Origin of the sequence: Tsukamurella pseudospumae (assembly GCF_001575205.1) — a bacterium.
In the GTDB taxonomy this organism is placed as follows: Bacteria; Actinomycetota; Actinomycetes; order Mycobacteriales; family Mycobacteriaceae; genus Tsukamurella; species Tsukamurella pseudospumae.
Genome location: NZ_LSRE01000002.1, coordinates 292,727 through 317,543 on the forward strand (window position 1 = coordinate 292,727; position 24,817 = coordinate 317,543).

25 protein-coding genes, 1 tRNA gene and 1 pseudogene are annotated in these 24,817 nt (G+C 69.9%); 16 read left to right on the forward strand and 11 right to left on the reverse strand.

Annotated features, from left to right (window positions below; translation table 11 throughout):
- Position 1: 1 nt before the first annotated feature.
- Entirely contained in the window at positions 2-409 is a 408-nt protein-coding gene (locus tag AXK61_RS03620) for a DoxX family protein (RefSeq protein WP_139057972.1), read from the reverse strand.
- A gap of 95 nt (positions 410-504) precedes the next feature.
- Between AXK61_RS03620 and AXK61_RS03625 the strand changes: the two genes are divergently transcribed.
- Positions 505-1,608, forward strand: coding sequence for a potassium channel family protein (locus AXK61_RS03625; protein ID WP_068571772.1), 1,104 nt, complete (start codon positions 505-507; stop codon positions 1,606-1,608).
- 1 nt (position 1,609) lies between these two features.
- Here AXK61_RS03625 and AXK61_RS03630 read toward each other — a convergent pair whose 3' ends face one another.
- Complete coding sequence (locus AXK61_RS03630; RefSeq protein ID WP_068743834.1) at positions 1,610-2,404, reverse strand: sulfurtransferase; 795 nt, start codon at positions 2,402-2,404, stop codon at positions 1,610-1,612.
- A gap of 14 nt (positions 2,405-2,418) precedes the next feature.
- Between AXK61_RS03630 and nudC the strand changes: the two genes are divergently transcribed.
- From nudC to AXK61_RS03650, 4 genes are all read left to right on the forward strand, one after another.
- Positions 2,419-3,321, forward strand: a complete 903-nt coding sequence (nudC, locus tag AXK61_RS03635; protein WP_082778039.1) for an NAD(+) diphosphatase — start codon at positions 2,419-2,421, stop codon at positions 3,319-3,321.
- 66 nt (positions 3,322-3,387) lie between these two features.
- Complete coding sequence (locus AXK61_RS03640) at positions 3,388-3,945, forward strand: hypothetical protein (protein ID WP_068743836.1); 558 nt, start codon at positions 3,388-3,390, stop codon at positions 3,943-3,945.
- A 67-nt stretch (positions 3,946-4,012) separates the two neighbouring features.
- A complete protein-coding gene (locus AXK61_RS03645; RefSeq protein ID WP_068743837.1) occupies positions 4,013-4,285 on the forward strand; it encodes a type II toxin-antitoxin system TacA family antitoxin in 273 nt (90 codons plus the stop codon).
- On the forward strand, positions 4,285-4,806 hold the full coding sequence (locus tag AXK61_RS03650; protein WP_068743839.1) for a GNAT family N-acetyltransferase: 522 nt from the start codon (positions 4,285-4,287) through the stop codon (positions 4,804-4,806). The genes AXK61_RS03645 and AXK61_RS03650 overlap by 1 nt, the downstream gene beginning before the upstream one ends.
- A gap of 76 nt (positions 4,807-4,882) precedes the next feature.
- Here AXK61_RS03650 and AXK61_RS03655 read toward each other — a convergent pair whose 3' ends face one another.
- Positions 4,883-5,122 carry a mycoredoxin gene (locus AXK61_RS03655; protein ID WP_068743841.1) on the reverse strand — a complete coding sequence of 80 codons (240 nt, stop codon included), beginning with the start codon at positions 5,120-5,122 and terminating at the stop codon, positions 4,883-4,885.
- A 405-nt stretch (positions 5,123-5,527) separates the two neighbouring features.
- Between AXK61_RS03655 and AXK61_RS24770 the strand changes: the two genes are divergently transcribed.
- On the forward strand, positions 5,528-6,004 hold the full coding sequence (locus AXK61_RS24770) for a hypothetical protein (RefSeq protein WP_156485547.1): 477 nt from the start codon (positions 5,528-5,530) through the stop codon (positions 6,002-6,004).
- 77 nt (positions 6,005-6,081) lie between these two features.
- On the opposite strand, the gene mihF is transcribed toward AXK61_RS24770, so the two are convergent.
- On the reverse strand, positions 6,082-6,381 hold the full coding sequence (gene mihF / locus AXK61_RS03660) for an integration host factor, actinobacterial type (RefSeq protein WP_068743842.1): 300 nt from the start codon (positions 6,379-6,381) through the stop codon (positions 6,082-6,084).
- A gap of 381 nt (positions 6,382-6,762) precedes the next feature.
- Between mihF and AXK61_RS03665 the strand changes: the two genes are divergently transcribed.
- Positions 6,763-8,856, forward strand: a complete 2,094-nt coding sequence (locus AXK61_RS03665; protein ID WP_068743843.1) for an ATP-dependent DNA helicase UvrD2 — start codon at positions 6,763-6,765, stop codon at positions 8,854-8,856.
- A gap of 14 nt (positions 8,857-8,870) precedes the next feature.
- On the opposite strand, the gene AXK61_RS03670 is transcribed toward AXK61_RS03665, so the two are convergent.
- Positions 8,871-9,713 carry a siderophore-interacting protein gene (locus tag AXK61_RS03670; RefSeq protein ID WP_082789196.1) on the reverse strand — a complete coding sequence of 281 codons (843 nt, stop codon included), beginning with the start codon at positions 9,711-9,713 and terminating at the stop codon, positions 8,871-8,873.
- Positions 9,714-10,361: 648 nt separating this feature from the next.
- On the opposite strand from AXK61_RS03670, the gene AXK61_RS03675 reads away from it, so the two are divergent.
- Both AXK61_RS03675 and AXK61_RS03680 read left to right on the forward strand, forming a co-directional pair.
- Positions 10,362-10,640, forward strand: a complete 279-nt coding sequence (locus tag AXK61_RS03675; RefSeq protein ID WP_068571886.1) for a WhiB family transcriptional regulator — start codon at positions 10,362-10,364, stop codon at positions 10,638-10,640.
- Positions 10,641-10,863: 223 nt separating this feature from the next.
- Positions 10,864-12,072: an acyl-CoA dehydrogenase family protein gene (locus AXK61_RS03680; protein WP_068743845.1), complete on the forward strand. Its 1,209-nt coding sequence runs from the start codon at positions 10,864-10,866 to the stop codon at positions 12,070-12,072.
- A gap of 9 nt (positions 12,073-12,081) precedes the next feature.
- Here AXK61_RS03680 and AXK61_RS03685 read toward each other — a convergent pair whose 3' ends face one another.
- A complete protein-coding gene (locus tag AXK61_RS03685) occupies positions 12,082-12,435 on the reverse strand; it encodes a VOC family protein (protein WP_068743846.1) in 354 nt (117 codons plus the stop codon).
- A gap of 49 nt (positions 12,436-12,484) precedes the next feature.
- Here AXK61_RS03685 and AXK61_RS03690 point away from each other — a divergent pair, with 49 nt between their 5' ends.
- A complete protein-coding gene (locus AXK61_RS03690) occupies positions 12,485-12,901 on the forward strand; it encodes a MarR family winged helix-turn-helix transcriptional regulator (protein ID WP_068743848.1) in 417 nt (138 codons plus the stop codon).
- Here the strand turns inward: AXK61_RS03690 and AXK61_RS03695 are convergent, their stop codons facing one another.
- The 3 genes from AXK61_RS03695 to AXK61_RS03705 form a co-directional block, all read right to left on the reverse strand.
- Positions 12,902-14,218 (reverse strand): ABC1 kinase family protein, encoded by a 1,317-nt coding sequence (locus tag AXK61_RS03695; RefSeq protein WP_068571742.1) that lies wholly within the window; start codon positions 14,216-14,218, stop codon positions 12,902-12,904.
- Positions 14,219-14,232: 14 nt separating this feature from the next.
- On the reverse strand, positions 14,233-15,081 hold the full coding sequence (locus tag AXK61_RS03700) for a hypothetical protein (protein ID WP_068743850.1): 849 nt from the start codon (positions 15,079-15,081) through the stop codon (positions 14,233-14,235).
- Between the two features lie 102 nt (positions 15,082-15,183).
- Positions 15,184-16,542, reverse strand: coding sequence for a zinc-dependent metalloprotease (locus AXK61_RS03705; protein WP_068743852.1), 1,359 nt, complete (start codon positions 16,540-16,542; stop codon positions 15,184-15,186).
- Between the two features lie 95 nt (positions 16,543-16,637).
- Between AXK61_RS03705 and AXK61_RS03710 the strand changes: the two genes are divergently transcribed.
- Positions 16,638-17,681 carry a YlbL family protein gene (locus AXK61_RS03710; RefSeq protein ID WP_082789197.1) on the forward strand — a complete coding sequence of 348 codons (1,044 nt, stop codon included), beginning with the start codon at positions 16,638-16,640 and terminating at the stop codon, positions 17,679-17,681.
- Positions 17,682-17,715: 34 nt separating this feature from the next.
- Here AXK61_RS03710 and AXK61_RS03715 read toward each other — a convergent pair whose 3' ends face one another.
- Positions 17,716-18,315, reverse strand: coding sequence for a PPA1309 family protein (locus AXK61_RS03715; RefSeq protein WP_068571885.1), 600 nt, complete (start codon positions 18,313-18,315; stop codon positions 17,716-17,718).
- A gap of 89 nt (positions 18,316-18,404) precedes the next feature.
- Here AXK61_RS03715 and AXK61_RS03720 point away from each other — a divergent pair, with 89 nt between their 5' ends.
- The 4 genes and pseudogenes from AXK61_RS03720 to AXK61_RS03730 all read left to right on the forward strand — a co-directional run bounded on the left by AXK61_RS03720 (position 18,405) and on the right by AXK61_RS03730 (position 23,258).
- Positions 18,405-21,365: a UPF0182 family membrane protein gene (locus tag AXK61_RS03720; RefSeq protein WP_068743854.1), complete on the forward strand. Its 2,961-nt coding sequence runs from the start codon at positions 18,405-18,407 to the stop codon at positions 21,363-21,365.
- Between the two features lie 112 nt (positions 21,366-21,477).
- Positions 21,478-21,551: transfer RNA gene (locus AXK61_RS03725), tRNA-Met, on the forward strand.
- Positions 21,552-21,758: 207 nt separating this feature from the next.
- Positions 21,759-21,842 (forward strand): annotated as a pseudogene (locus AXK61_RS26035) (sugar O-acetyltransferase); the annotation flags it as partial.
- Positions 21,843-22,019: 177 nt separating this feature from the next.
- Positions 22,020-23,258, forward strand: coding sequence for an adenylate/guanylate cyclase domain-containing protein (locus AXK61_RS03730; RefSeq protein WP_231855413.1), 1,239 nt, complete (start codon positions 22,020-22,022; stop codon positions 23,256-23,258).
- 19 nt (positions 23,259-23,277) lie between these two features.
- Here AXK61_RS03730 and AXK61_RS03735 read toward each other — a convergent pair whose 3' ends face one another.
- Positions 23,278-23,667 carry a DUF3060 domain-containing protein gene (locus tag AXK61_RS03735; protein ID WP_068743856.1) on the reverse strand — a complete coding sequence of 130 codons (390 nt, stop codon included), beginning with the start codon at positions 23,665-23,667 and terminating at the stop codon, positions 23,278-23,280.
- Between the two features lie 158 nt (positions 23,668-23,825).
- On the opposite strand from AXK61_RS03735, the gene AXK61_RS03740 reads away from it, so the two are divergent.
- The gene (locus tag AXK61_RS03740; RefSeq protein ID WP_068743858.1) at positions 23,826-24,779 is read left to right on the forward strand and encodes a sulfite exporter TauE/SafE family protein; all 954 of its coding nucleotides are present in this window, start codon (positions 23,826-23,828) and stop codon (positions 24,777-24,779) included.
- Positions 24,780-24,817 lie beyond the last annotated feature (38 nt).

The following is a 24,817-nucleotide window of genomic DNA, read 5'->3' on the forward strand; positions in this document are numbered from 1 at the left end:
GTCAGGCGGTCTCGCCGGTGTCGCGGGCGATCCTGACGGCCGTGACGACCATCGGGAGCTGGAGGGGGAGCCGGGCGTAGGCGCCCAACCGTAGCGGCAGCGGCTTGTCCGACCACTGCTGCGCCATGTACACGTTGGCCGGGAAGACCGCCGCGAACAGGGCGGTGGCCGCCACGCCGCCGAGCCGGCGCGTCGTCGGGGACGCCAGCAGCGCCGCGGTGGTCAGCTCCGCGACACCGGAGAGCCTCGTGGCTCGGCGGGGCGTGAGCCCGAAGGGCAGGTTCGGCGGGACGATCGAGTCGAAGGGCTTCGGGGCGACGAAATGCGCGACACCCATCCCCGCCAGGGAGAGGGCCATGCCCTTCGCGGCCTTGTCGGTGCGGCGGGCGGGGCGGTCTGTGGACACCATCTGAAGATTGTGGCAGATTGCACGTCGGCTCCGGGGACGTGCTAGACCGGACAGGTAGTGCCCAGCGTTCGTGCGAAGGATCGTCCAGGACAGGTATGACTGCACGCAGTAAGTTCCGTCGCCGGAGTAGATCCGAGTTGACGGACCTCCCCGACCACGCGTTGGTCAGTGTCCTGCGCATCCCCGCCGGGGACTCGACGAATCCGTGGCGCGCCATCGGCGTCCGCATTCTGGTGGCGCTCGCCGCGCTCTTCGTCGCCGTGATCGTGGTGTACCTCGAGCGCGACGGGTACCGCGACTCCGCGATCGAGGGCAAGTACACCGACACGAACCGGCTGAGCTTCCTCGACTGCCTCTACTACGCGACGGTCTCCCTCTCGACCACCGGCTACGGCGACATCACGCCGGTCACCCAGGGAGCGCGCCTGGTCAACGTCCTGTTGATCACCCCGTTGCGCATCCTCTTCCTCATCGTCTTGGTCGGAACCACGCTCCAGGTGCTCACGGAGCGGTCCCGCCAGGCGTTCAAGATCCAACGCTGGAGGTCTGCTGTGCACAACCACACGATCGTCGTGGGCTACGGCACGAAGGGCCGGACCGCGGTGAGCGCGATGATCAACGACGGCATGGAGCCGGGCAAGATCGTCGTCGTCGACACCGACCAGGCCGCTCTCGAGCTCGCCGAGATCGACGGGCTCGTCACGGTCCGCGGCGACGCCACGAAGGCCGACGTGCTGCGGCTCGCCGGCGCGCCCCGCGCCGCGTCGATCATCATCGGCGCCAACCGCGACGACGCCGCGGTGATGGTCACGCTGACCGCCCGCGAGCTCGCGCCGCGCGCCAAGATCGTCGCGTCGATCCGCGAGTCCGAGAACACGCACCTGCTGCGCCAGTCCGGTGCCGACTCGGTGGTCGTCTCCTCAGAGACGGCCGGTCGCCTGCTGGGCATGGCGACCACCACCCCGTCGGTGGTGGAGATGATCGAGGACCTGCTCTCGCCCGGCGACGGCTTCAACATCGCCGAGCGCGAGGTGACCCGCGTCGAGGTGGGCCGCTCGCCGCGGCACCTGCCGAACATCGTGTTGGGCGTGGTCCGTAAGGGCCACCTCTACCGCGTCGACTCACCCGCCGTCGCCGTGGTCGAGGCCGGCGACCGACTGTTGTTCGTCCGCAACGCGGACGCCAAGGTCCCGAACTGAGTTACGCGCCCGTCGCCGCCGGCCTGTCGGTGCCCGCGTACTGCGACCAGCTACCGGGGTACAGGCGGCCGCTGTCGAAGCCGGCGTGTTCGGCGGTGAGCAGGTTGTGGCACGCGGAGACGCCGGAGCCGCAGTAGGCGACGAAGTCCTCGCCCGGCCGCAGGCCGGCCGCCTCGAACCGGTCCCGGAGCTCCGGGACGGGGAGCAGCGCACCGTCGACCACGTTGTCCCGGCACGGCACGCTGACGGCCCCGGGGATGTGCCCGGCGCGCGGGTCGACGGTCTCGTTCTCGCCGCGGAACCGGTCCGCGGGGCGCGCGTCGATGACGGGGACGGCGCCCGCCGAGGCCTCGTCGATCGTCGCCAGACGGTCCGCCGGCCAGGGCCTGGGCGTGAAGGTCGCGGGCGAGGGCACGACGGTGCCGGTGTCGTCGAGGGGGCCGAGCGGACCGTCGAGCAGGGCGGCGTCCTCGCCGAGCGACCGGAGCAACCAGACGAGTCGCGCCGCCATGACGCCGCCGGCGTCGTCGTAGGCCACGACGGTCGCGCCGTCGCCGATGCCCGCCGCGGAGAGCCCGGCGGCGAAGGCCTCCGGCGTGGGCAACGGGTGCCGGCCCGCCTCCGGGGACGCCGGCGCGGCGAGGTAGCCGTCGAGGTCGACGTACACCGCCCCGGGCAGGTGTCCGGCGTCGTAGGCCTCGCGGGTGGAGCGCCCGTCGAGGTAGCACCGGGTGTCGGCGAGGATCACGCCGGGATTGGCCCGCACCCAGGCGGCGTCCACGAACGGTTCGATCATGCCGTCAGCCTACGATGATGAGTGTGGCGAAGCTCAGTCTGACCGTGCCCCCGCTCCTGTCGCGTTTCCACGTCGACCGCGCCGACGACCTGCGCGCCGACGAATCCGCGCTCGACGCCGCCTGGGCGACCGCGAAGGTGTTGCGCATCGACCCGCGCGGCCGCTTCGACCTCGACGGCACGGCGTTGGTGTTCGCCCGCGGGCACGAGGTCGCGTCGTCGCGCCCGGCGGACGCGGTGCTGCTGGGCCGGGTCGACGGTGCGCCCGTCTTCGCGCTGCGCGTCGAGAAGTTCGACGGTGCCGACCTCCGGATGCGCGGCCACCTGCTGTCCCCGGTCGACTCCGCACTGCTCGGCGAGGCCCTCGGCATCCTCAATTGGCATGCCACCGCCGGGTTCTCGCCGGTCGACGGTGCGCCGACCGTCCCCGGGAAGGCGGGCTGGGTGCGCACCACCGCCGACGGGCGCGAGGAGTTCCCGCGCACCGACGGCGCCATGATCACGCTGGTCCACGACGGCGGCGACCACGTCCTACTCGGCAGGCAGCACCAGTGGCCCGAGCGGCTGTTCTCGTTGTTCGCGGGGTTCGTGGAGCCGGGGGAGTCGCTGGAGCAGTGCGTCGCGCGCGAGCTGCATGAGGAGGCGGGGATCGCGGTCGACGAGATCACCTATGTCGCGAGCCAGCCCTGGCCCTTCCCGCGGTCGCTGATGCTGGGCTTCACGGCCCGCGCCTCGCGGGACGCGGAGCTCGACTTCCGTGACGGCGAGATCGCCGAGGCGCAGTGGTTCAGCCGGCTGCAGGTCCGGGAGGCGCTGGCCGCGGGGGACTGGAGCACCGACGCCCCCGATGCGCCGCTCCTGCTGCCCAACTCCATCTCCATCGCCCGCGCGATCACCGAGGCGTGGGCGGCGCAGTAGGTCTCCACCCGGATCTCCACCTGCGGGACGAGGGCTTCCGCGCGAAACGCTCGTAGCTTTCTTCCCATGAGCTACGTACGAGGTTTCCTTCCCTGGATCGTCCTGGCGGTCGCGTCGTCGACCATCGGCTGGCAGTGGGGCGCTCTCGGTGCCCTGGCTGCGACCGCGGTGGTGCTGCATCTGGATCGGCGCGCGGGCATCCGTGCCGGCGCCCTCGAGTTCGGCGGCGCGATCTACTTCGTCGCTTTGGCGGTGCTCGCCTTCGCGGCGCCGCACTCGCCCCTCGAGGCTTACGACGGTGCCCTCTCCTCCGGGTGGCTCGCGGTGATCGCGGGTGTGGGGCTGGCGACGGGGCGGCCGTTCACGCTGGCCATCGCGCGCCGGTCGGTCGACGAGGAAACCGCCCGGCATCCGATGTTCCTGCACGTCAACATGGTGATCACCGCGGTGTGGACGGTGTCCTTCGCGGTGACCGCGCTGCTCGGCGCGGCGTGTGTGGCGACAGGGGAGTCGGAACTGGTGCGCATCGCGGTGCAGGTCGCGGCGTTCACGGTGCCGGCGCTGTTCACGAAGACCTACGTCGCTCGGATCGGGGAGCGGCGGGCCGCGCTCGCGGCAGCGTGAGACTTGCAGAATCCTCTGGCCAGTGTACGGACAGTGTCCGTACACTGGCTGTCGGAGGTGGCCGACCATGACTGCTGCGAAGACGCGCAGGTTGGAAGTGCGAGTCGACGAGGAGACCGTTGCGCGGATCAACCGCGCGGCGAGCATCGTTGCTGAGCCCGCATCGGAGTTCCTGCGCAAGGCGGCGCTGTCCCGCGCGGAAGAGGTTCTCCGAGACGCTCTGACCACGTCGATGCCCGCGGATCAGTTCGACGAGCTGCTCAGTGGCCTCGATCGTGCGGACGAGGCGCCGGCGCTGGAGGAGCTGGCGCGGCGGCCCCGGGTCTACCGCCGGTCCTGATGTTCGATTCGGAGCGCCTGAACGCGACGCACGAGGTGGAGGTGTTCGACTCGGGCAACACCTGGTTGGATTCCTGGCTCCACACGTTCGCGCGACGGGCGGATTCCACGGGGATCGCGAGGACGTACGTGTGGACCGCGCCGGGCGACAGGCGAGTGGTGGCCTACTACGCGCTCTGTCCGACCGAGGTGGACCGCGCCGCGGACGGTGACCGCGCCGCGGACGGTGTGCCGTCGTCGATCGCCGGCGGCGTGTCGCGGATCCCGGGATACCTGCTCGCGCGGCTGGCGGTGAGCCGGGATCACCAGGGGCGAGGCCTTGGCGGGCAACTGCTTGTGGACGCGCTGGAGAAGACCGTGGAGGCCTCGGAGATCAGTGGCGGACGCGCGATCGTCGTGGATGCGATCGACGATGCCGCGCAGGAGTTCTACCGGCGGTACGGATTCGTCCCGGTACGCGGGAGGCCCAGGCGGCTGGTGATGAAGACGGCCACAGCGGCGCGGGCGGTGCGCGGTGGATGAGTCTGGGCGACAAAAAGTGCGGTCATTCGTCTCGAGGATCGTTGAGACGAATGACCGCACTTTTCTAGGAAGGACCTTAGACGCCGAGCTTGCGTTTGACGTCGGCCAGCGACGGGTTGGTCGCGGTACTGCCGTCCTCGTACTTCACGGTGGGCACCGTCTGGTTACCGCCGTTGACGCCCTCGACGAAGGCCGCTGCGGTGGGATCCTCCTCGATGTTGATCTCGGTCCAGGAGATCCCGTTGGCCTTGAGGCCCGTCTTGAGGCGGTTGCAGTAACCGCACCACGTGGTCGTGTACATCGTCAGCTGGCTCATGTCACAACTCAACCACGCCGCCGTGATGGTTCTTCCCGCGGTTCGCAGCGCGTGACGAAGGCCTGGAGGTCGTCGGTCAGCGGCCTGTCGGGGTCGGCTTCGCGGCTGCAGGCTTCGTCGGTGCGGTCGGCGCGACGACTGCTGCGGTTTCGGGCTTGGCAGCGGGCTGCCCGGGGATCGGTGCGGGATGCTGATCCTCGGAGAAGGATTCACCTATGCAGTGAACACTGGACTTGACGCGTCAGGTCTTCAGCCTGGACAGCATATCTACGGGTACAATCAGGTCAGGGAAGTTATTACATACTGGGACAGGGCTGACGCCAAAACCGGCCAAGTTGAGCGGGTAGTTTCTCGTTCGCTGATACCGGTAGATGGAATCGAAGGTGTGGTGGCAGCGGAATGAACATGAAGTCGCAGAAGCTCAAGTTTGTCTACGCCGGTCTTGCGGGCGCGTTGGTTTCAGCGTTGATATTCGGTGTGATGTGGTATGCATACGTTGACCGCAACCGCTACGAGGGTCCCAGCATCAACACGAGCGGTATGAAGTTCGACGTTCCCAAGACGACTGTGCAACTACGTGAGGCCATCGGCAAAACTCCCGATGAGGCGAATCGCCACTTCCGGATCCCGAACAAGAATAGTTCAGTGAATCCGGTGGTGGTGCCGTTGAATGCCGAAACGAGCCTCGTCGAGGGTAAGATTTCACAAATCTGCTTCAACCCTGCCTCCAAGCAAATGATTTACGAAATCGCCAATCAAAATCAGCTGACCGACTCGGAATGGCGGCTCGCGAAGGCGGCGAGAAACCCTCAAACTCTGACACGGCTAGTGCCCGCGGGATGCAGTCTCGATCCTCTCATCACAGCGTTTGACGTTGACTGATTTCGGACCTCGATACACAACAGAGCCCGTCACCTTCCCTGGGGAGGTGACGGGCTCCGTTGCTGTTCCAGCAGCGTCTACCCCGCGAACCGCAATAGCGGCCCCGCGCGCTGTCGCTCACCGAGGCCGTCGATGCGGCGGGTGGGAGCGATCCCCAGCTCGTCCATGATGTCGGCAGCGCGGACGTTGCCGACCTTCGGCAGCGCCTCGAGCAGCGCCTGCACCTTGAGCTTGCCGACGGCGGACTCGGCGCTGCGGTCGAGCACGGCGGCGAGGGTGGTGGTGCTGGCCTTGATCGCGGCGCGGGCGGTGCGGACCTCGGCGGCTTTGGCGAGGGCGTTGGCGCGCTGCTCGGGGGTAAGGGTGGGAAGGGGTATGTCGGCATCTCCTGGTGGTGGGGTGTTGCTGTCGGGCGCGACGGTAACCGGTGGGGCTGACGCACTGCGGGGACGGCGCGGCGAGCGACAGCGCCGATAGACCGCAGCCCACCGGCGTACGTCTCGGGTGCGGTGTCAGAACCTGCAGGTCACGCGGGAGAGCTCAGGCGCGGTTTCGCGTCACGACGAGCAGTCGTGCATGGCGGGCCGTCTCGGTCGCGGCGCACTGTGCGGTGGCGTCCGTGGAGACGCGGCGTTCAACGGGCGCCTGGACGAGCTGCTCGAGAATCCGCTCCTGGTGCCTGCCACGGCTCAACCACGCCGCGCCGGGACTTCTTCCCCGGTCCGGACCTGTCAGCCCGGACTGGAATACTCGACTCTGTGATCGAAGCACTGGACCCGGAGCAGCAGGAGGCGGTTCTCGCACCGCGCGGACCGGTGTGCGTGCTGGCGGGCGCGGGCACGGGCAAGACCCGCACCATCACCCACCGCATCGCGCACCAGGTGTCCACGGGGCACGTCGCCGCGGGCCAGGTACTGGCCGTCACGTTCACCTCGCGCGCGGCGGGGGAGATGCGGGCCCGGCTGCGCGGGCTCGGGATCGGCGGGGGCGACGGGCAGCCCGGCGTGCAGGCCGTCACCTTCCACGCCGCCGCGATGCGGCAACTGCGGTACTTCTGGCCGCGGGCGATCGGCGACACCCGCTGGGAGCTGCTCGACAACAAGTTCCCCGTGATCGGCCGCGCCGCCCGGGATTGCGACCTGCGCCCGGAGACCGACACGATCCGCGACCTGCTCAGCGAGATCGACTGGGCCAAGGCCTCGCTGGTCACCCCCGAGACCTACGCGAAAGCCGTCGAGGAGACGGGGCGCACCGCCCCGATGGCTCCGGGCACCGTCGCCGATGTGTACGCGGCGTACGAGCGGCGCAAGACCGATCAGGACGGCAACCGCCTGCTCGACTTCGACGACCTGATCCTGGTCACAGCCGCGATCCTCGAGGACAACCACATGATCGCGGAGGAGTTCCGCGACCGGTACCGCAGCTTCGTCGTCGACGAGTACCAGGACGTCACGCCGCTGCAGCAGCAACTCCTCAACGCCTGGCTGGGCGACCGCGACGACCTCACGGTGGTCGGCGATGCGAACCAGACCATCTACTCCTTCACCGGCGCCACCCCGACCTACCTACTCGACTTCACGCGCCGCTTCGAGGACGCGACGATCGTGCGGCTGCAGCGCGACTACCGCTCCACGCCGCAGGTCGTGGCCCTGGCCAACAAGGTGATCGGCGCGGCCCAGGGCCGGGTCGCCGGGACGCGCCTCGAGCTCATCGGGCAGCGCCCGGAGGGCGCGGCCCCGATCTACGCCGAGGTGGACGACGAGCCGGCCGAGGCGAAGCTCGTCGCCAAGCGGATCCGCGAGCTGCTGGCCAAGGGCGTCCCCGCCAGCGAGATCGCCATCCTCTACCGGATCAACGCGCAGTCGGCCGTGCACGAAGCGGCGCTCACCGAGGCGGGCATCCCGTACCAGGTGCGCGGCGGCAGCGCCTTCTTCGAGCGTCCCGAGATCGGCCAGGCCGTGCGCGCGCTGATGGATCGCGCGGGCCAGTTCGGCGGCGTCGCGGGGGAGGAGCTGCTGTCGCTGGTGCGGGGCGCGCTCGAGCCGCTGGGCCTCACGGAAACGCAGCCCGACGGTGCCCGCGCCCTGGAACGGTGGCAGGCCCTCGACGCGCTGGTCGACCTCACGAAGAACCTGTCCACGGAGCGTCCGGGCCTCACCCTGGCCGAACTGATTGGTGAGCTGCGCGCCCGCGCCGAGGCCAAGCACCCGCCCACGATGCAGGGCGTCACGCTGTCGTCGCTGCACGCCGCGAAGGGTCTGGAGTGGGACGCGGTGTTCCTGGTCGGGCTCACCGAGGGCTCGGTGCCGATCTCGCAGGCCATCGCCAAGGGCGATCCGGAGCCGATCGAGGAGGAGCGGCGCCTGCTGTACGTGGGCGTCACCCGTGCGCGGGAGCACCTGCACCTGTCGTGGGCGCTGGCCCGCAACGAGGGCGGCCGCAAGACGCGCAAGCGCACCCGCTTCCTCGATGTCGTGGCCGGCCAGGCCGATGCGGGCAGGCCTCGTGCGGCCGAGAGCGGACCGTCGAAGGGCAAGCGCCGCAGCTCCGACATCTGCCGCGTGTGCGGCGGCATCCTCGACACCCGCGAGGAGAAGCTGCGATCGCGCTGCGAGGACTGCCCGTCCGACCTCAACGACGCCCTGGTCGAGGCACTGAAGATCTGGCGCACCGGCCAGGCGCGCGACCAGCAGATCCCGCCCTACACGATCTTCTCCAACGCCACGCTGTTCGCGATCGCGGAGCACGAGCCGCGCACGCGGGCCCAGTTGATGCGGATCAACGGCATCGGCTCGACGAAGATCGACAAGTACGGCGACGAGGTCCTCGCCATCGTCTCCGAGCACGCCTGAGGCCGCCGAAACGCTCAGATGTCCAGATCGTCGACCTCGGCGAAGGACTCGCCGCGCTCCATGAGCACGCTGAAGTGCGCGAGCCGCCGCTGGTCCACGGCCGTCGAATCGGAGTCCGCTTGCCAGTAGCCGTACGGCCGGACGTCACCGCGCGGGAGGCCACGCTCGTGCCGGAACAGGTCGCGGATCGCGCGCATCTCCGCGCGTTCGCCGGCGGCCCACAGCGTCGTGCCCGAGGGTGCCTCCCGGGCCGCGTCCAACAGCGGACCGTCGACCCGATTGACCACGACGCCCTCGGGCGCCTCGAGCTCAGCGATCACGGCCGGGTCGTCGGTCCGCACGTACGCGACGCCGCGGGCACCGTCGGGCCAGTGCCGGAACAGGGAGTACAGCGCCGCGACGGCGGACTCGTCGGCGAGCAGGAGGGCAGGGCGTCCCGAGTCGTGATCGGGTACGAAATGCGGTCGCGGTCCGACGATCGGTACGACATCGCCCGGCCGGACCGCCTCGATCCAGCGCATCATGGGGGAGTCGTGGCCGTGCCGCAGGACGTCGATCTCGATGGTCTCGGTGCCGGGGTCGAAGCTGCGCACCGTGTAGATCCGGGAGGCGGGGGCGGCACCGTCGACCCCGGGGACGGTGAGCCGGACGGCGAGGTTCGGTAGGGCCCAGTCCGCGTGGACGACGGTGCCGGACAACCGGCCCCGGATCCGGACGAAGGGGCCCGCGGCGTCGCCGACGGACAGGATCCGCAGCGTGAGGGCCTGGATCTCACGGGTCGCGTGGCCCTCGCTCTCGAGAACGGCGCGCGCCCGTTCCTCGGTCATCTCCTCGCCGCCGGTGGGACGGATCGTCATGCCGCTCCTCTCCTCAGTGAACTGAGGCTAGCCTAACTCATGACGACGGGCCGTGTACACGTGTCCGGTTCGACGGCAAAAGGCCAGGTCAAAAATAACTTGTGCGAATAGTTTCGTCCGCATACTGTGGATCTCGACCGCACGGGATGACGCGCGAGGTACGTCCTCGCCCGCCGGAACGTGATTGACCAGCACGCGAAAGGAGGCATACGAAATGAACAACGCAGTTATCAACTCAGCCAAGCAGTTCACCGCAGCAGAGGGTGGAGTGTTCGCAGCAGTAGCGGTTCGTGACGGTGTCTCCCCCGGCCTGCACGGCATGTCGCCCAGTTCCTGGCGTCTACGCCCGCAGATGCCGATTCGCGACGTCGATCACGAACCGCTGACGCGCCCCGTGTGTTCCGTGCAACGAGGTTAGGTCTCACGACCCACCTCTTCACACTCACCACGGGACCCGCAGCCGCGCGGAACCCGTGGATTCACGGTCTCTCATCCACCCCGCACCATCGGGGATCGAGGACCGCCACACGGTTCGCGCACCCACCCGGAAGAAACATCCCGTGCGCCTACCCGGCGCCGCTACCGAGGCCACCTGAACCGCAGGTGGAAAGGTGATCAGAAGTGCCGACCATCCTGGACGAACGCCCCGTGGAGGGGAACGTCCGCAGCATCGATTCCGTCAGTATCAGCATCGAGAGCCGCGTGCCCTGTCGCGCCGGCGATCCCGACCTGTGGTTCGCAGAGGCCCCGTCGGACCTCGAACGGGCCAAGACCCTGTGCGAGACCTGCCCCCTGCAGCGCGCCTGCCTGGCCGCCGCGCTCGACCGCGCCGAGCCCTGGGGCGTGTGGGGCGGGCAGATCTTCGACCAGGGCGTCGTGATCGCCCGCAAGCGCCCGCGCGGCCGGCCGCGGAAGAATGCGGCCTGAGCGCAGTGAGCCCCGATCCGAGAGGATCGGGGCTCACTCGTTTCCGGGGCGGTCTCCGGGGGCGATGTTCCCGTGCACTCCCACGGCGCCGCCGCGTTGTCCCCGGTGACATTGCTGCGGCAGCGCTCGTGACGCACGCTGGATGAGTCGGAGAAGTGGTCGGAGTCACAGGGGTTCACGCAATCCCGGCCGACCGCGACAGGCCTCCGGGAGAGGAAGACTCATGAGCGATCGATTGACTGCGGACCTCGCGGAGGGCATCGCCCGCGCCCGGGACACCGACTACCTGAACATGAACGCCCTCCTCACGGAAGAGGAGCGGGCGCTGCTCGCCAAGGTACGGGTGTTCGGCGACCGCGAGCTGCTGCCCATCGTGAACGACTACTGGGAGCGCGGCGAGTTCCCGCACGAGATCCTCCCGAAGCTCGCGGCCTTGAACATCGTCGGCGACACGATGTCCGGCTACGGCACCACGCCGATGTCGGCGGTCGGTCAGGGCCTCGTCTCGTACGAACTGGGCCGCCTCGACGGCAGCATCGGCACGTTCATGGGCGTGCACGTGGGCCTGGCGATGCAGTCGATCTACCAGCTGGGCTCGGAGGAGCAGAGGCAACGGTGGCTGCCGCCCATGGCCGCGCTCGAGAAGGTCGGTGCGTTCGCCCTCACCGAACCCGACCACGGCTCCGATTCGGTGGCGCTCGAGTCCACCGCCACCCGCGACGGTGACACGTGGATCCTCAACGGCCGCAAGCGCTGGCCGGGTAATGCGACGTGGTGCGACGTGATCGTCGTCTACGCGCGCGACACCGCGGACGGCACGGTGAAGGGGTTCGTCGTCGAGAAGGACGATCCGGGCTACAGCGCCACCAAGATCGACGGCAAGGTGTCGCTGCGGATGGTGCAGAACGCCGACATCGTGCTCGATGAGGTTCGTGTCCCCGATGATCGGAGGCTGGTGCACTGCAACGGTTTCCCTGATGTGGCGAAGGTGCTCATGGGTACCCGCAACATGGTCGCATGGTCGTCGGCGGGGCACGCGGTCGCGGCGTACGAGATCGCGCTGACGTACGCGCAGCGGCGCATCCAGTTCGGGCAGCCGATCGCGCAGCGCCAGCTCATCCAGTCGCAGCTCGTGCAGATGCTCGCCGATGTCACAGCCATGCAGCTCTACTGCATCCGTCTCGGCCGGCTCCTGGACGAGGGCGAGGTCACCGACACCATGGCGGCGCTCGCGAAATACTACTGCAGCGTGAAGGCGCGCGACGTGTGCCGCCAGGCCCGCGACATCCTGGGCGGCAACGGCATCACGCTCGAGTTCCACGTCATGCGCCACCTGTGCGACATGGAGGCACTCGTCACCTACGAGGGCACCGCCGAGATCCAGTCGTTGATCGTGGGCCGCGAGGTCACCGGCAGCGGTGCGTTCGTCTGAGCTGCGGTCTCACTCCGGTGGTGTCTGCGACAGGCACACCAGGTGCCCGTCGGGGTCGCGCACCACGGCCATCCGCTCGCCCCACGGCCGCTCCTCGGGCGGGTCCACGACCGCCCCGCCGCGCGCGGTCCAGGCGTCGACGGTGCCGGCCAGGTCCGGCACGAGGAAGCCGAGGGCGACCGCGGTGTCGCTGGGCCGGGTGGCGCGTTCGTGGAGCATGAGCTCGACGCCGTCGCCGGTGGTGAGCCACGCGAGCTCGCCGGCGGCGCAGGCGAGGCGCAGCCCGAGGAGGCCCTCGTAGAAGGCGAGCGCAGGGCCGAGGGCGGCGACGGAGACGACGAGGCGGGAGATCGACGCGGTCATGGTCGCGACGCTACGATCATTGACAGGTACCTGTCAATAAGGGGAGTGGATGGACCGCGCAGAGCTGCTCACGGAACTGGTCGACGAGGTCTTCCGGCTCAACGCCGCCCTGCTCGCGGAGGGCGACGGACTCGCCGCCACGATCGGCACCACGGCCGCCGGGTGGCGCGTGCTGGGCCTGCTGGCCGACGGTGCCGCCACCGTCGCCGATATCGCCCGCCGGCGCGGCCTGCGGCGGCAGAGCGTGCGGGAGAGCGTCGAGCGGCTCGAGCGCGACGGCCTCGTCGTCCGCGGGCCGAATCCCGCGGACCGTCGGGCACCTCTGGTGGAACTCACCGACCGGGGCCGAGTGGCACTGCGCGACATCGAGCCGGCCCGAGCGGCGTGGGCCGACCGGCGGGCCGAGGGGCTCGACGGTGCCGAGCTCGCCGCGGCCGTCCGGGTGCTCAGGCGTCTCCGGGAGTGATCACTCGTCGCCGTCGAGCAGCGGGATCCAGTGCTCGACGATCGACCGGTACGGCGCCTCCGCCTCCATCTGCGAGCAGATGCCGACCATCCCGAGCAGCACCCGGAAGAGCATCACGTACTCGGCGGGGAGCGAGAGCTTGCGGCCGGTCTGGAACTGCTCGCCGCGCACGTCGGTGGCGGTGTAGGCGGCCTTCATCAGCCACTTGCGGGTGAAGTGGAAGCTCTCCGACCGCAGCGGGTCGACGTACGGCGCGAGGTAACTGCGGATGTCCTCCGGCGTGATCTCCAGGCGCGGAGGGATGAAGCCCTGGCTGCGCAGCAGCGGGAACAGGGCGTCGTAGTCCTCGTCGCGGGCGAGCCGCAGGATCTTCCCGACGGCGGGCGGGATGCCGCCCGGGTACTCGGCCACGGCGCCGAAATCGAGCGCGATGAGCCTCCCGTCGGGGGCGATCATGAAGTTGCCCGGGTGCGGGTCGCCGTGCAGCAGGCCCGTGCGCGCCGGCGCGGACACCTCGAACTCGGTGAGCTTGGACGCGGCGTCGTTCCGCTCCTCCTGCGTACCACCGCTGATGACCTCGCGCAGCGGGCGACCGCTCACCCACTCGCTGATGATCACGGTGGGAGCGCTCGCGAACACCTTGGGCACCTTGACGTTCGGGTCACCGTCGAAGGCCTTCGCGAACTTGCGCTGGTTGGTGGCCTCGTACCGGTAGTCCAGTTCCGCCTCGGTGCGGTCGGTGAGCTCCTGCACCAGTGACTTCACGTCGGCGCCGGGCGTGAGCGGCTTGAGCACGGAGCTGAGCCGCCCGAGGGCCTTGAGGTCGGCGCGCAGCGCCTCGTCGGCGCCCGGGTACTGCACCTTGACGGCCACCTCGCGACCGTCCGCCCACACGCCCCGGTGCACCTGGCCGATCGACGCGGAGGCGGCGGCATCGTCGTCGAAGGAGCTGAACCGGTCGCGCCAGCCCGTGCCGAGCTGCTGATCGAGGACCTTGTGCACGGTGGCCGCGGGCATCGGCGGCGCCTCGTTCTGCAGCTTCGCGAGCGCGTCCCGGTACGGCGCGGCGTACTCGGGCGGGACGGCAGCCTCCATCACGCTCATCGCCTGGCCGAGCTTCATGGCGCCGCCCTTGAGCTGGCCCAGCACCTCGAACAACTGCTCCGCGGCCTTGGCCTGCAGTTCGGCGTTGACCTCGTCCTTGTCCGCGCCGGCGAGCCGCTTGCCCCAGCCCACCGCCGTGCGGCCGGCCATTCCCAGCGGCAGGCCCGCCAACTTCGCGGTGCGCTTCGCGCCACCGCGGGTGATCTCGGACATCGGGCCCCCTGGAGTCAACCGGCAGCCTCGGCGGCGGAGGGAGCGGAGACCCCGCATCCGCACCCGGGGTGCATGAACCATCGTCGGACGGCGATAGCGCTGCCCTCGATCTCCAAAGTACAGCCGAGGATGTCCGGCGGTGGAGCGCAGTCCCACCGCCCGGCGGCCACCGCGTCGACCTGCTGGGCCGCGACGGCGGCCGTCATCCGCAGTACCTGCGCCGACGCGCGCCCCGACCTGCCGAAGAGCTGACACGCCAACGTGGGCCAGCCGGGGTCGGCGTCGGAGCGGCTGCGGTCCAGGCAGCGCAGGCAGGGCCCCGCGCCGGGGAGGATCAGCGGGCCGATCACCCCGGCACCGTCGCGCAGCACGACCGGAAGATGAGGCACCCGCGCCCGCATGAGCCGCGCCACCAGTGCCGGGTCGGGGGAGAGGTGGTCCGTGAGGAGCACCAGATCGACCTCGCGGCCCGTCGGTGACCAACCGCGCGCCGTGCCCGCGCTCACCCGGACCGCGTCCAGCGCGGCGAGCTCGCCGAGAACCGCGTCGGCGACCGGCCCGCGCCCGTGCAGGTGGACGCGGAGCGGCGAGCGCGGCGGTTCGGCCTCCAGCAGGTCGTGGTCGCGCAGCGCGTCGAGCAACTCGGCGACGTCGGCGGGGGTCATGCCGAGATCCGCGGCGCGGCGCTCCAGCTCGCGCGCGCTGCGGAAGGTCTGCAGCCAGCGCAGCAGGTCGGCGGTCGCGTCGGGCGCGAGCCACGGCGGCGGCTGCAGGACGGGCGCGCCGGTCGCGGAGGCGCCCAGCTGGACGAGCGTGGGCGGACGCACCACGACGGTCAGAAACGGGCTCAGACGGTGCCGCATGCGCCCAGTCGATCACGCCGCGACGCGCGCGGACCGCCTCAGGAGCCGGTTATCCACAGGGCGAGACCAGCGCTGAACTGCGGCGACGTACCGCCGGCAGGATCAGTTCTCGTCGGTGCCCGAGTCCTTGCGCATCTCCCGCTCGATGGCCGCGATCGGATCGTCGAGGTCGGACAGGTCCGTGCCGGTCGCGTCGCCGAGGAAGCGGTCGATGAAGCCCGCGGGATTGTCGAGATCGGAGGCGTCCGGAATCAGGTCCGGGTGGGCCCACACGCCGTCGCGCTGCTCCATCGACGTGGCGGTCAACAGGCGCTCCCACAGGTCGGCGGCCTCGCGGACCTTGCGCGGGCGCAGTTCGAGGCCGACCAGGGTGGCGAAGGTCTGCTCGGCCGGGCCGCCCGACGCGCGCCGGCGGCGCATGGTCTCCCGCAGCGCCGCCGCACTGGGCAGCCGCTCCGAGATCGCCGCGTGGACCACCGTCTCCACCCAGCCCTCGATCAGGGCGAGCAGCGTCTCGAGCCGCTCGAGCGCGGCCTTCTGCTCGGGCGTGGCTTGGGGCTGCAGAGCCGCGCCCTGCGCGGCCATCAGCTCCTCGAGCTTGGCCGGGTCGCCCAGCGCCGACGGGTCCAGTCCCTGGGCGAGCTCCTCGATGCCGGACATGTCGATCGTGATGCCGCGCGCGTACTGCTCGACGGTGTCCAGCAGGCGCGACCGAAGCCACGGCACGTGCGAGAACAGCCGCTGGTGCGCGGCCTCGCGGGCGGCGAGGAAGACGAGGATCTCCTGGTCCTTCTGCTCGAGGTCCTTGCTGAAGGCCTCGACGGCCGCGGGCAGCAGCGCCGCCGTGTCGTCCGGGCCCAGCGGGATCCCGATGTCGGTGCTGGTGAGCACCTCCTTGGACAGGGAGCCGAGCGCCTGCCCGAGCTGGGTGCCGAAGGACATCGACCCGAGCTGGGTGAACATGCCCATCATCGGGGCCGCCATCTCGCGCGCCTCCTCGGGCATGTTCTGCAGCCACGACCCGGAGATCTTCTCCGCGACCGGGTTCACCAGCCGCTTCCAGGTGGGCAGGGTCTTCTCCTGCCAGTCCACGGGCGTCCACGCGGCGATCTTCTGCGGACCGGCCGGGAGCACCGTGGCACCGTCGAGCCACAGCTGCGCGAGGTGCGTCGATTCCTCGACCGCCGTGCGCTGGCCCTCGGTGACGGGCTCGTGCTTGCCGAGGGTCTGCCGGGCGAGCTGCGCGGCGACGGTGTAGTTGACGGGATCGCCGGTGGCGCCGCCGGGCGCGGTCATGCCCGTCCCCATCCCGGAGATCATCTGGCCGAGCTGGCTGAGCATGTCGCCGAGCTGCGACATGTCGAAGGGCTGGCCGGCGCCGAACGGCTGGTCCCCACGGCGCCCGTTGCTGTCGTCACCGTCGTCGTTCGACGCGGAGAATCCGAAGGGCATGTCGTTCATGACTCCACGGTACTGCCCCGGTCGGGGCGCGTCCGCCGCGTCCGTCACGCTCTGGGCGAACAGCCGTGCGCCGGGCGACGACTACGCTGTGGCCCGTGACGGAACGCAGGATCACGACCGTACTCGCCGCACTGCTGCCCCTGGTGGTGCTGGCGCTGCTCGCCATGGTCGTGACGGTGCCCTACGTGGCCGTCGGCCCGGGCGACACGGCCGACACCCTGACCACGTACACCGAGAAGGACAAGGACGGCAAGCCGCAGGCCCGTAGGGTCATCACGATCGACGGACTGCCGGTGCACCAGCCGGCCGGTCAGCTGCGGTTCACCACCATCTCGGTGACCGACGGCCTCAACCTCTACGGTGCCCTCGCGAAGTGGGTCTCCGGCGATCAGATCGCGCCCCGCGACGCGTACTACCAGCCGGGCGCCACGCGCGAGCAGATCGAGGAGGGCAACCGCGAGCAGTTCACCGGTTCCGAGTCGGCGGCCACGATCGCTGCGTTGCACTACCTCAAGATCCCCACGGCGATCGGCGTCGTCGGGTTGAGCACGGGCGGACCGTCGGAGGGCAAGCTGCGCGAGGGCGACGTCCTGGAGTCCGTCGACGGTGCGCCCGTCACCGCTGCCGACCAGGTGGCCAAGGCCATCGCGGGTAAGAAGCAGGGCGATACGGTGACGGTGGCGGTGCGCCGCGCCGACGGGACCGCGCAGGTCCCCGTCGCGCTGCGGGACTCGGACGGCAAGCCCAAGCTGGGCATTTCCGTCGGGCAGGTGCCCGCCGATCCGAAGATCCGCATCGGGTTCGGGGTGCAGCAGGTCGGCGGTCCCTCCGCGGGCCTCATGCTCACGCTCGGCATCATCGACCTCGTCGAGCCCGGCGACCTCACGGGCGGGAGGAACGTCGCGGGAACCGGCGAGATCACCGCGACCGGCGACGTCGGGCCGATCGGCGGCATCGCGCACAAGCTCCAGGGCGCCAAGCGCGACGGTGCCTCCGTCTTCCTGGTGCCCGCGCGCAACTGCTCGGAGGCCAAGAACGACCCGCCGAAGGGCCTGCAACTGGTCAAGGTCGAGAACCTCGACGGTGCCGTCAGGGCGCTCGCCGATGTGCGCGAGGGGCGCCCCGCACCGTCGTGCTGACGGGCGCCGGCCCGTCGTGCCCGACGGTGCCGTTCTAGTCCTCGTCGAAGGTGGCGAGCAGGCCCTGGACGAGTCCCGGCGCGAGCTGATCCGCGCGCAGCAACTCGGTATCGGCGAAGGGATCGTCCGCGTCCTCGGGCTGCAAGGACAGCAGAGTGATGCGGTGGCCGTCGCGCAGGACCGCCGCCACCATCCGCGCGACCTTGCGCTCCGGGTGGTTCTCCGCGGCCTCGCGGCCGGCCCGGTCCGCGGCATCGACGTCGGCGAGGTGCGGCTCGAGGGCGCCGTCGAGGTCGGCCTCCGCGTTGGGCGGGAGCACGATGATCTCCTGCACGAGCGCGCAGCCGACGATCTCGTCGGGCCAGGTGGTGGTCGCGAGAACGTGGTTCAGCTCGGTGCTGCCGCCCCGCGGATCGCCGGGCAGCGGCTCCTGCTCGATCACGGTGAGCGAGGCACCGTCGTCGAGGATGTCGGCCCAGTCCGGCTGGCTGGTGGCCAGCAGGGAGGTGGGGACGAGACCGAATAGCTGGGGCGGCTGGCCCCAGCCCTGGGGTTCCACGAATTCGATCGCCTCGCGGGCGGCGCGGCCCAGGGCCGCCTCGTCGAAGACCTGCTCGGGCTCGTCGTAGCTCACGGGCCCATGATCGCATCCCCCGCGTCGTCGCTGCACACGTCGGTGAGCACGGGCGAGTCCGATCTCGGGCAATCCGTACAGTGGTTGTCGTGACGACACCTCGTGCCGCGGGCATCCCCTCACTGTCCCGCCGGGCAAAGATCCTCATCGCAGTCGCCGTGGGCCTCCTGGCTCTGCTTCTCGTCGGGCCGCGCGTGGTGGACGTGTACACCGCGTTCCTGTGGTTCGGCTCGCTGGGACACGCGGGAGTGCTGCGCACCGTCCTGCTCTCTCGTCTCGGGCTGTTCGTGGTGACGGGCCTGATCCTGGCCCTGTTCACGTTCGCCGGGATGTGGCTGGCGTACCGGGTACGGCCGGCGTTCCTGCCCTCACCCACCGACGATCCCGTGGTCCGCTACCGCGCCGTCGTCACGAGCAGGCTGAAGACCTTCGCGATCGTGCCGGCGGTGCTCATCGGCCTGATCGCGGGCATCTTCGGGCAGGCGTCGTGGCAGCAGGTGCTTCTCTTCTTCAATCGGCAGCCCTTCGGCAGCACCGACGCCGAGTTCGGCATGGACATCGGCTTCTACGCGTTCACTCTGCCCTTCATCGAATTCGTGCTGGGCTTCCTGTTCGCGGGCCTGATCCTGATGTTCCTGGCGAACCTCGTCTCGCACTACGTGTTCGGCGGGATCCGGCTCGCCGGCCGCGACGGCTCGCTCTCGCGCGGCGCTCGGATCCAGCTCGCCGCGATCGCCGGCGTGTTCCTGCTGACCAAGGCTGTGGCCTACTGGTTCGACCGGTACGCGCTCGTCTACTCGAACCGCTCGCCGATGTTCACCGGCGCCAACTACACCGACATCCACGCGATGCTCCCGGCGAAGGCGATCCTGACGGGCATCGCGATCATCTGCGCCGCGGCCTTCTTCTTCGGCATCGTCCTGCGCGACCTGCGGGTGCCCGCCATCGCGACGGTGCTCATGCTGTTCTCGTCGCTGGTCGTCGGCGTCGGGTGGCCCACCGCGATCCAGACCTTCTCCGTGGGCCCCAACGCGGAGAAGGAACTGCCCTACATCGCACGGAACATCGCGGCCACCCGGGACGCGTACGGCCTCGCGAACGCGAAGTACGAGACCGCCGATGCGAAGGTCACTCCCGAGGCTCTGCAGACCCTCACGGCCAAGGACGCACCGTCGTTGCAGAACGTGCGCCTGCTCGACCCGAACGTGGTCTCGCCGGCGTTCGCCAACTTCGGCAAGCTCAAGGACTACTACAAGCTCACCGACCAGCTGTCCGTCGACCGCTACGACGTGGGCGGCAATCTCACCAACGTCCTCCTGGCGCCGATCGAGTTGAATCCGGCCGAGACGCCGGCGGACTGGACCTCGCGGCACATGGTCTACACGCACGGCAACGGGCTGCTCACCGCCCCCGCCGGACAGGTCGACCAGGTCGTCAGCGAGAGCGGTAAGGACGCGGTCGCCAACGCCAATGCGGGTGGTCAGCCCGTGATCACCCGCAACGGCGTCGCGGGCAAGGCCACCGTCTCGCAGCCGCGCATCTACTTCGGCGAGATCATCGGCTCCGACCCCGATTTCTACTCGGTCGTGGGGAGCACGGGCGATGCGCGCGAACTCGACAGTGATTCGGAGCGCTCGCGCTACGAGGGCTCCGGCGGCGTCGGGATCGGCAACTGGTTCACGCGTCTCGCGTACGCGATCAAGTTCACCGAGCGCAACATCCTGCTCAACGGGAACATCGGGCCGGACTCGAAGATCATCTACCAGCGCGATCCCCGGGACCGGGTCAAGCAGCTCGCCCCGTTCCTCACGGTCGACACCAAGACCTACCCGATGGTCGACTCGCGCACCGGTCGCATCCTGTGGGTCGTCGACGGCTACACCACGCTGCCGAAGTACCCGTACGCGCAGCAGACCTCGCTCTCGGACGCCACCGGCAGCAGGCAGCAGGCGGTGGCGGGGCAGCAGGCCCAGCGTCGTCAGGTGGACGAGAAGGTGGGCTACATCCGCAACTCGGTCAAGGCCACCGTCGACGCGTACGACGGCACGGTGCACCTGTACCAGGTCGACGAGAAGGACCCCGTGCTCAACGCGTGGAAGAACGTGTTCCCCGGCGTGGTCGAGCCGAAGAGTGCGGTGCCCGCCGAGGTGGCTCAGCAGTTCCGGTACCCGCAGGACCTGTTCGAGGTCCAGCGCTTCCTGCTGCAGAAGTACCACACGACGGACTCGAACACCTTCCGGCAGCAGAACGACCTGTGGCAGATCGCCGCGGCGCCGAAGGAGACGCCCGACAAGGACGGCCTCCAGTCCCCGTACTACTCGGTGGCGGCGTCCCCGGGCGGCGGCGCGGCGCGGTTCCAGCTGTCGTCGATCCTGCAGCAGAAGGATCAGGCGTACATGGCGGCCTACGTGTCGGTGGCGTCGGACGGTGAGGATGCGGGCCGGCTCGTGGTGCGCGACGTCCGCGGGCTGCCCGGCAGGCAGACACCGGGCCCGGTGTGGGCGGTTGACCTGATCACTGGCTCCCAGTCGGTGGCGAACGACAAGGCGAACATCCAGGCGCTGAGCCCCAAGTTCGGCAACCTGCAGGCGATCAGCCTGGCGAACGGCGGGCTGACCTATGTGTGGCCGATGTACGCCCAGGGCCAAGGTGGGAACACGGCGCCGAAGCTGATCAAGGTGCTCAGCCTGAATCCGGTCACGGGTGGCGCGGGGTACCGGACGACGGTCGCGGCGTCGCTGTCCGACGCCGGCTACCGGGGCGTCGATGCGGCGCTCGCCACCGCTGCGACGGGCGTCTCGGGCCCCACGCAGGGACAGACGGTGCCCACGCCCACGCAGCCCGGCAACGGCGCCCAGCCGCCCGCCACGCCCAGCGGCGACACCCCGGACGTCCAGGCTGCGGTGAAGGCCGTCGGCGACGCCTGGGGCGCGGTGCTGTCCGCGCAGCGCTCCGGTGACCAGGTCGCCGTCGGCACCGCGATGAAGCAGCTCGGTGACGCCGTCACCAAGCTGCAGGACGCCGAGTCGAAGGCGCGGGGCGGCAAGTGATCTCCGCTCCCGGGCCGGGTTCGACGATGCCCGTCCGGCCCGGGAGACTCACGTCACGTTCAATCGATTTGCATATCGCGACAGCCTTCCAGTAACGTTGTGTTCACACCGACGCGGGGTGGAGCAGCTCGGTAGCTCGCTGGGCTCATAACCCAGAGGTCGCAGGTTCAAATCCTGTCCCCGCTACAAAGGTCGAAGGCCCCCGGAGAAATCCGGGGGCCTTTCGCATTCCCGGGCTCGCCTGACGTCGTCGGTATCGTCGGGGCGTGGACGGCGACCGTCACGGACGACGACGCGCAGCGCTCTCAGATCCTCCAGGAGCTGCTGGGTGGAATCGGCGAGGGTTCGTGGATCACGCCGCGGTTCCAGTGCGACTACGGCGCGCAGATCACGATCGGCGACAACGTCTGGTTCGGCGGCGGCGTCATCGTCTGCCCCGGCGTCTCGATCGGCCGGAACACGGTGATCGGCGCGGGCAGCGTCGTCTCTCACCCAGTCCACGTTCGCGATGGCCTCGACGCTCCACAGCTCCGACCTCGACCGGTCGCACGTAGTCAGTGCCGCGAGCGTAGGCGCCGACCGCGGGCTCGGCGGAGCTACGGCCATCCGTGCGGATCGGCGCCGTGGGCGGCACGACCTGGCTACGCTCGGCGTGTGCCGACCAGCGCTGATTTCCGGGCGTGGTGCGCCGCGGGAGGGTACGACGAGCGGCCGATCTCCGAGCGGGACCGCCGCGGTCTCCGTCTGGTGTCGATCGCCGCATACGCCGCCGCGGTGGTGAGCTTCGGGTTCGCCGTGGTCGGGTTCGCCTTCGGCGGTCCGCACGAGGTGTCGCTCGTCAACCTCGTTTCCGGTGCGGCACTGGCGGTCGCCCCGACCCTGCGTCGCTTCGGGCCGTGGGCGCCCCCGACGAGCTTCTTCGTCGTCGCCGTGATCACGCTCTGGAGCCTGTGCACACTCCTCGGCGAGGGCGTCGGACTGCTGTACTACTACCTGGTCATGGCGGTGGGGATCCCGATGATCGTGGGTGTGCGGCGGCTCTTCGCCTCTGCCGTGGTCGTGGTCGTGTGCCTCGGCGCCGTGATCTACCTGCACTTCACCGTGCCCGACGACACGGGCCTCGTGCCGCACTGGTTCGCCGCCACCGGATTCGTCGTCAACGTGATCGTGGCCGCGTGTCTGGCCGTGGCGATCGTCGGTTCCGGGCTGTTCCAGATCGAGCGTGCGGAGACGGCTCTCGCCGAGGAACTGCGCCGGTCGGACGCCCTGCTGAACAACATCCTGCCGCGCTCCGTCGCGGAGCGGCTCAAGCAGCCGGACCACGCGGAGGTCGCGGACTCCTACGACGACGCGTCGGTGCTGTTCGCCGACATCGCCGGGTTCACGGAGATGTCCAGTCACACCGCGCCAGCGGACGTGGTGCGGTACCTCGACCGGCTGTACACGACCCTCGACGCGCTCGTGGAGCGACACGGCCTCGAGAAGGTCAAGACCACGGGCGACTCCTACATGGTGGTCAGCGGGGTGCCCGAGCCGCGCCCCGATCATCTCCAGCAGCTCGCCCGGTTCGCGATCGCGCTGCAGGGTGCTGCGGCCGGTGTGCCGAACGCCGACGGCAGGGCGACGCCGCTGCGGATCGGGCTCGCCGACGGTCCCGTGGTGGCCGGGATCGTCGGGTCGAAGAAGTTCTTCTTCGACGTCTGGGGCGACGCGGTCAACGTCGCGTCCCGGATGGAGTCGACCGGCGTAGTCGGCCGGATACAGGTCACGGCGTCAGTGCACGAGCGGTTGGTGGGGGGGTTCGCGTTCGAGGAACGCGGCGTCATCGCGGTCAAGGGCAAGCCGGACCAGACGACGTGGTTCCTCCTCGGCGAGCGGGCCTCCGGGGCCTAGCGGCCCCGCGTCCGCGGCGTCAGCACTGGTACGAGTTGTCCGCGCCGATCGACTTCACAGTGGGCTTGCGGGCGCCGCTGCAGGTGATCGTGTTGTCGTGACCGCTCACATCGACGGACGACGCCGATCCGAGCTTGATCGAGTTGCCGCTGCCGATCAGCTTCAGGCTCGTCACATCGCGGAAGGTGAGGGTGTTGTCGTGGCCGCTGACCTCGACCCGCTTGCAGTTCGACGTGAACACGATCGAGTTGTCCGAGCCGATGAGCTTCACGTCGTCGTTGCACGCCAGGGTACGGACCTGATCGTGTCCGTTGAGCTCGATCGCGGCGGAGGCCATCGGGGCCGCGACGGTGCCGGCGATCACGGTGGCGGCCGCTGCGGCGGCGAGGCCGGCGAGGGGCTTGCGCATGTCTGTCGTCCTTCTACAACGGCGGATCCGGGCGAATCGGACGCTATCAGGGTTCCGATCATGATGAGTGGGACGGTTCCGGTTGTGTGACGCGGTCGGCAGAGTGGTGCGGCATACCCGGACGAGTCCGCTCGTCCGGCGCGGACACAGGAGTACACATGCCCACCCTCGTCATCGTCGCCTTCGTCGGGCTGCTCGGTCAGCTCGTCGACGGGAGTCTCGGCATGGCCTTCGGCGTCACCGCGACGACCTTCCTGGTCGCTCTCACGACGCTCTCGCCCGCCGCGATCAGCGCGACGATCCACCTCGCCGAGATCGGTACCAGCGCCGTGTCCGGCGCCTCGCACTGGCGGTTCGGCAATGTCGACTGGAAGGTGGTGCGGCGCATCGGCGTTCCGGGCGCGATCGGCGCGTTCGCCGGGGCGACGGTGTTGTCCAACCTGTCGACGGAGATCGCCAAGCCGCTGATGGCCGTGATCCTGCTCCTGCTGGGCCTGTACGTGTTGTTGCGCTTCACCTTCCGCGGCATCGACACCAAGAATCTCGGCAAGCCGCTCGCGTCGCGGTTCCTCGCGCCGCTGGGCCTGTTCGGCGGCTTCGTCGACGCCACCGGAGGCGGCGGCTGGGGCCCCGTCGGGACGCCGGCGCTGCTGGCATCGGGCCGGATGGAGCCCCGCAAGGTGGTCGGCACGATCGACACCAGCGAGTTCCTCGTCGCGCTCGCCGCCTCGCTCGGCTTCCTGGCCAAGCTCGGTGGCGAGGGCGTGAACTTCGGCTACGCCGGCGCGATCCTACTGGGCGGCGTGATCGCCGCACCGATCGCGGCGTGGCTGGTGCGGCACTTCCCGCCGCGGCTGCTCGGCGCCTCGGTGGGCGGCCTGATCGTGCTCACCAACGCGCGCACCCTCATGGGTAAGAGCGCCCTGGCCCTGGACCCCGGTGTGCAGCGCGCGGTGTACGTCCTCGTCGTGGCGGGCTGGATCGCGGCCTTCGCCTACTCCTTCGTGCAGTACCGGCGCGACGCGGTGCTGGAGTCGGCGGATTCGATCGGCGAGCTCGCGGCCCGCAACGCCGCCGGGGCCGACGCGCCGAAGGCTCCCGTCGCGGCCTGATCCTCGCTTGCGCTGTGGAGGATTCTTCCCGCTGGGCG

Excerpts from the sequence above, each read along its gene's own strand:
- AXK61_RS03620 (WP_139057972.1), bottom strand. The coding sequence starts at position 409 with ATGGTGTCCACAGACCGCCCCGCCCGCCGCACCGACAAGGCCGCGAAG.
- AXK61_RS03625 (WP_068571772.1), top strand. The coding sequence starts at position 505 with ATGACTGCACGCAGTAAGTTCCGTCGCCGGAGTAGATCCGAGTTGACG.
- AXK61_RS03630 (WP_068743834.1), bottom strand. The coding sequence starts at position 2,404 with ATGATCGAACCGTTCGTGGACGCCGCCTGGGTGCGGGCCAATCCCGGC.
- nudC (WP_082778039.1), top strand. The coding sequence starts at position 2,419 with ATGATGAGTGTGGCGAAGCTCAGTCTGACCGTGCCCCCGCTCCTGTCG.
- AXK61_RS03640 (WP_068743836.1), top strand. The coding sequence starts at position 3,388 with ATGAGCTACGTACGAGGTTTCCTTCCCTGGATCGTCCTGGCGGTCGCG.
- AXK61_RS03645 (WP_068743837.1), top strand. The coding sequence starts at position 4,013 with ATGACTGCTGCGAAGACGCGCAGGTTGGAAGTGCGAGTCGACGAGGAG.
- AXK61_RS03650 (WP_068743839.1), top strand. The coding sequence starts at position 4,285 with ATGTTCGATTCGGAGCGCCTGAACGCGACGCACGAGGTGGAGGTGTTC.
- AXK61_RS03655 (WP_068743841.1), bottom strand. The coding sequence starts at position 5,122 with ATGAGCCAGCTGACGATGTACACGACCACGTGGTGCGGTTACTGCAAC.
- AXK61_RS24770 (WP_156485547.1), top strand. The coding sequence starts at position 5,528 with ATGAAGTCGCAGAAGCTCAAGTTTGTCTACGCCGGTCTTGCGGGCGCG.
- AXK61_RS03670 (WP_082789196.1), bottom strand. The coding sequence starts at position 9,713 with ATGACGATCCGTCCCACCGGCGGCGAGGAGATGACCGAGGAACGGGCG.
- AXK61_RS03680 (WP_068743845.1), top strand. The coding sequence starts at position 10,864 with ATGAGCGATCGATTGACTGCGGACCTCGCGGAGGGCATCGCCCGCGCC.
- AXK61_RS03685 (WP_068743846.1), bottom strand. The coding sequence starts at position 12,435 with ATGACCGCGTCGATCTCCCGCCTCGTCGTCTCCGTCGCCGCCCTCGGC.
- AXK61_RS03690 (WP_068743848.1), top strand. The coding sequence starts at position 12,485 with ATGGACCGCGCAGAGCTGCTCACGGAACTGGTCGACGAGGTCTTCCGG.
- AXK61_RS03695 (WP_068571742.1), bottom strand. The coding sequence starts at position 14,218 with ATGTCCGAGATCACCCGCGGTGGCGCGAAGCGCACCGCGAAGTTGGCG.
- AXK61_RS03700 (WP_068743850.1), bottom strand. The coding sequence starts at position 15,081 with ATGCGGCACCGTCTGAGCCCGTTTCTGACCGTCGTGGTGCGTCCGCCC.
- AXK61_RS03705 (WP_068743852.1), bottom strand. The coding sequence starts at position 16,542 with ATGAACGACATGCCCTTCGGATTCTCCGCGTCGAACGACGACGGTGAC.
- AXK61_RS03735 (WP_068743856.1), bottom strand. The coding sequence starts at position 23,667 with ATGCGCAAGCCCCTCGCCGGCCTCGCCGCCGCAGCGGCCGCCACCGTG.
- AXK61_RS03740 (WP_068743858.1), top strand. The coding sequence starts at position 23,826 with ATGCCCACCCTCGTCATCGTCGCCTTCGTCGGGCTGCTCGGTCAGCTC.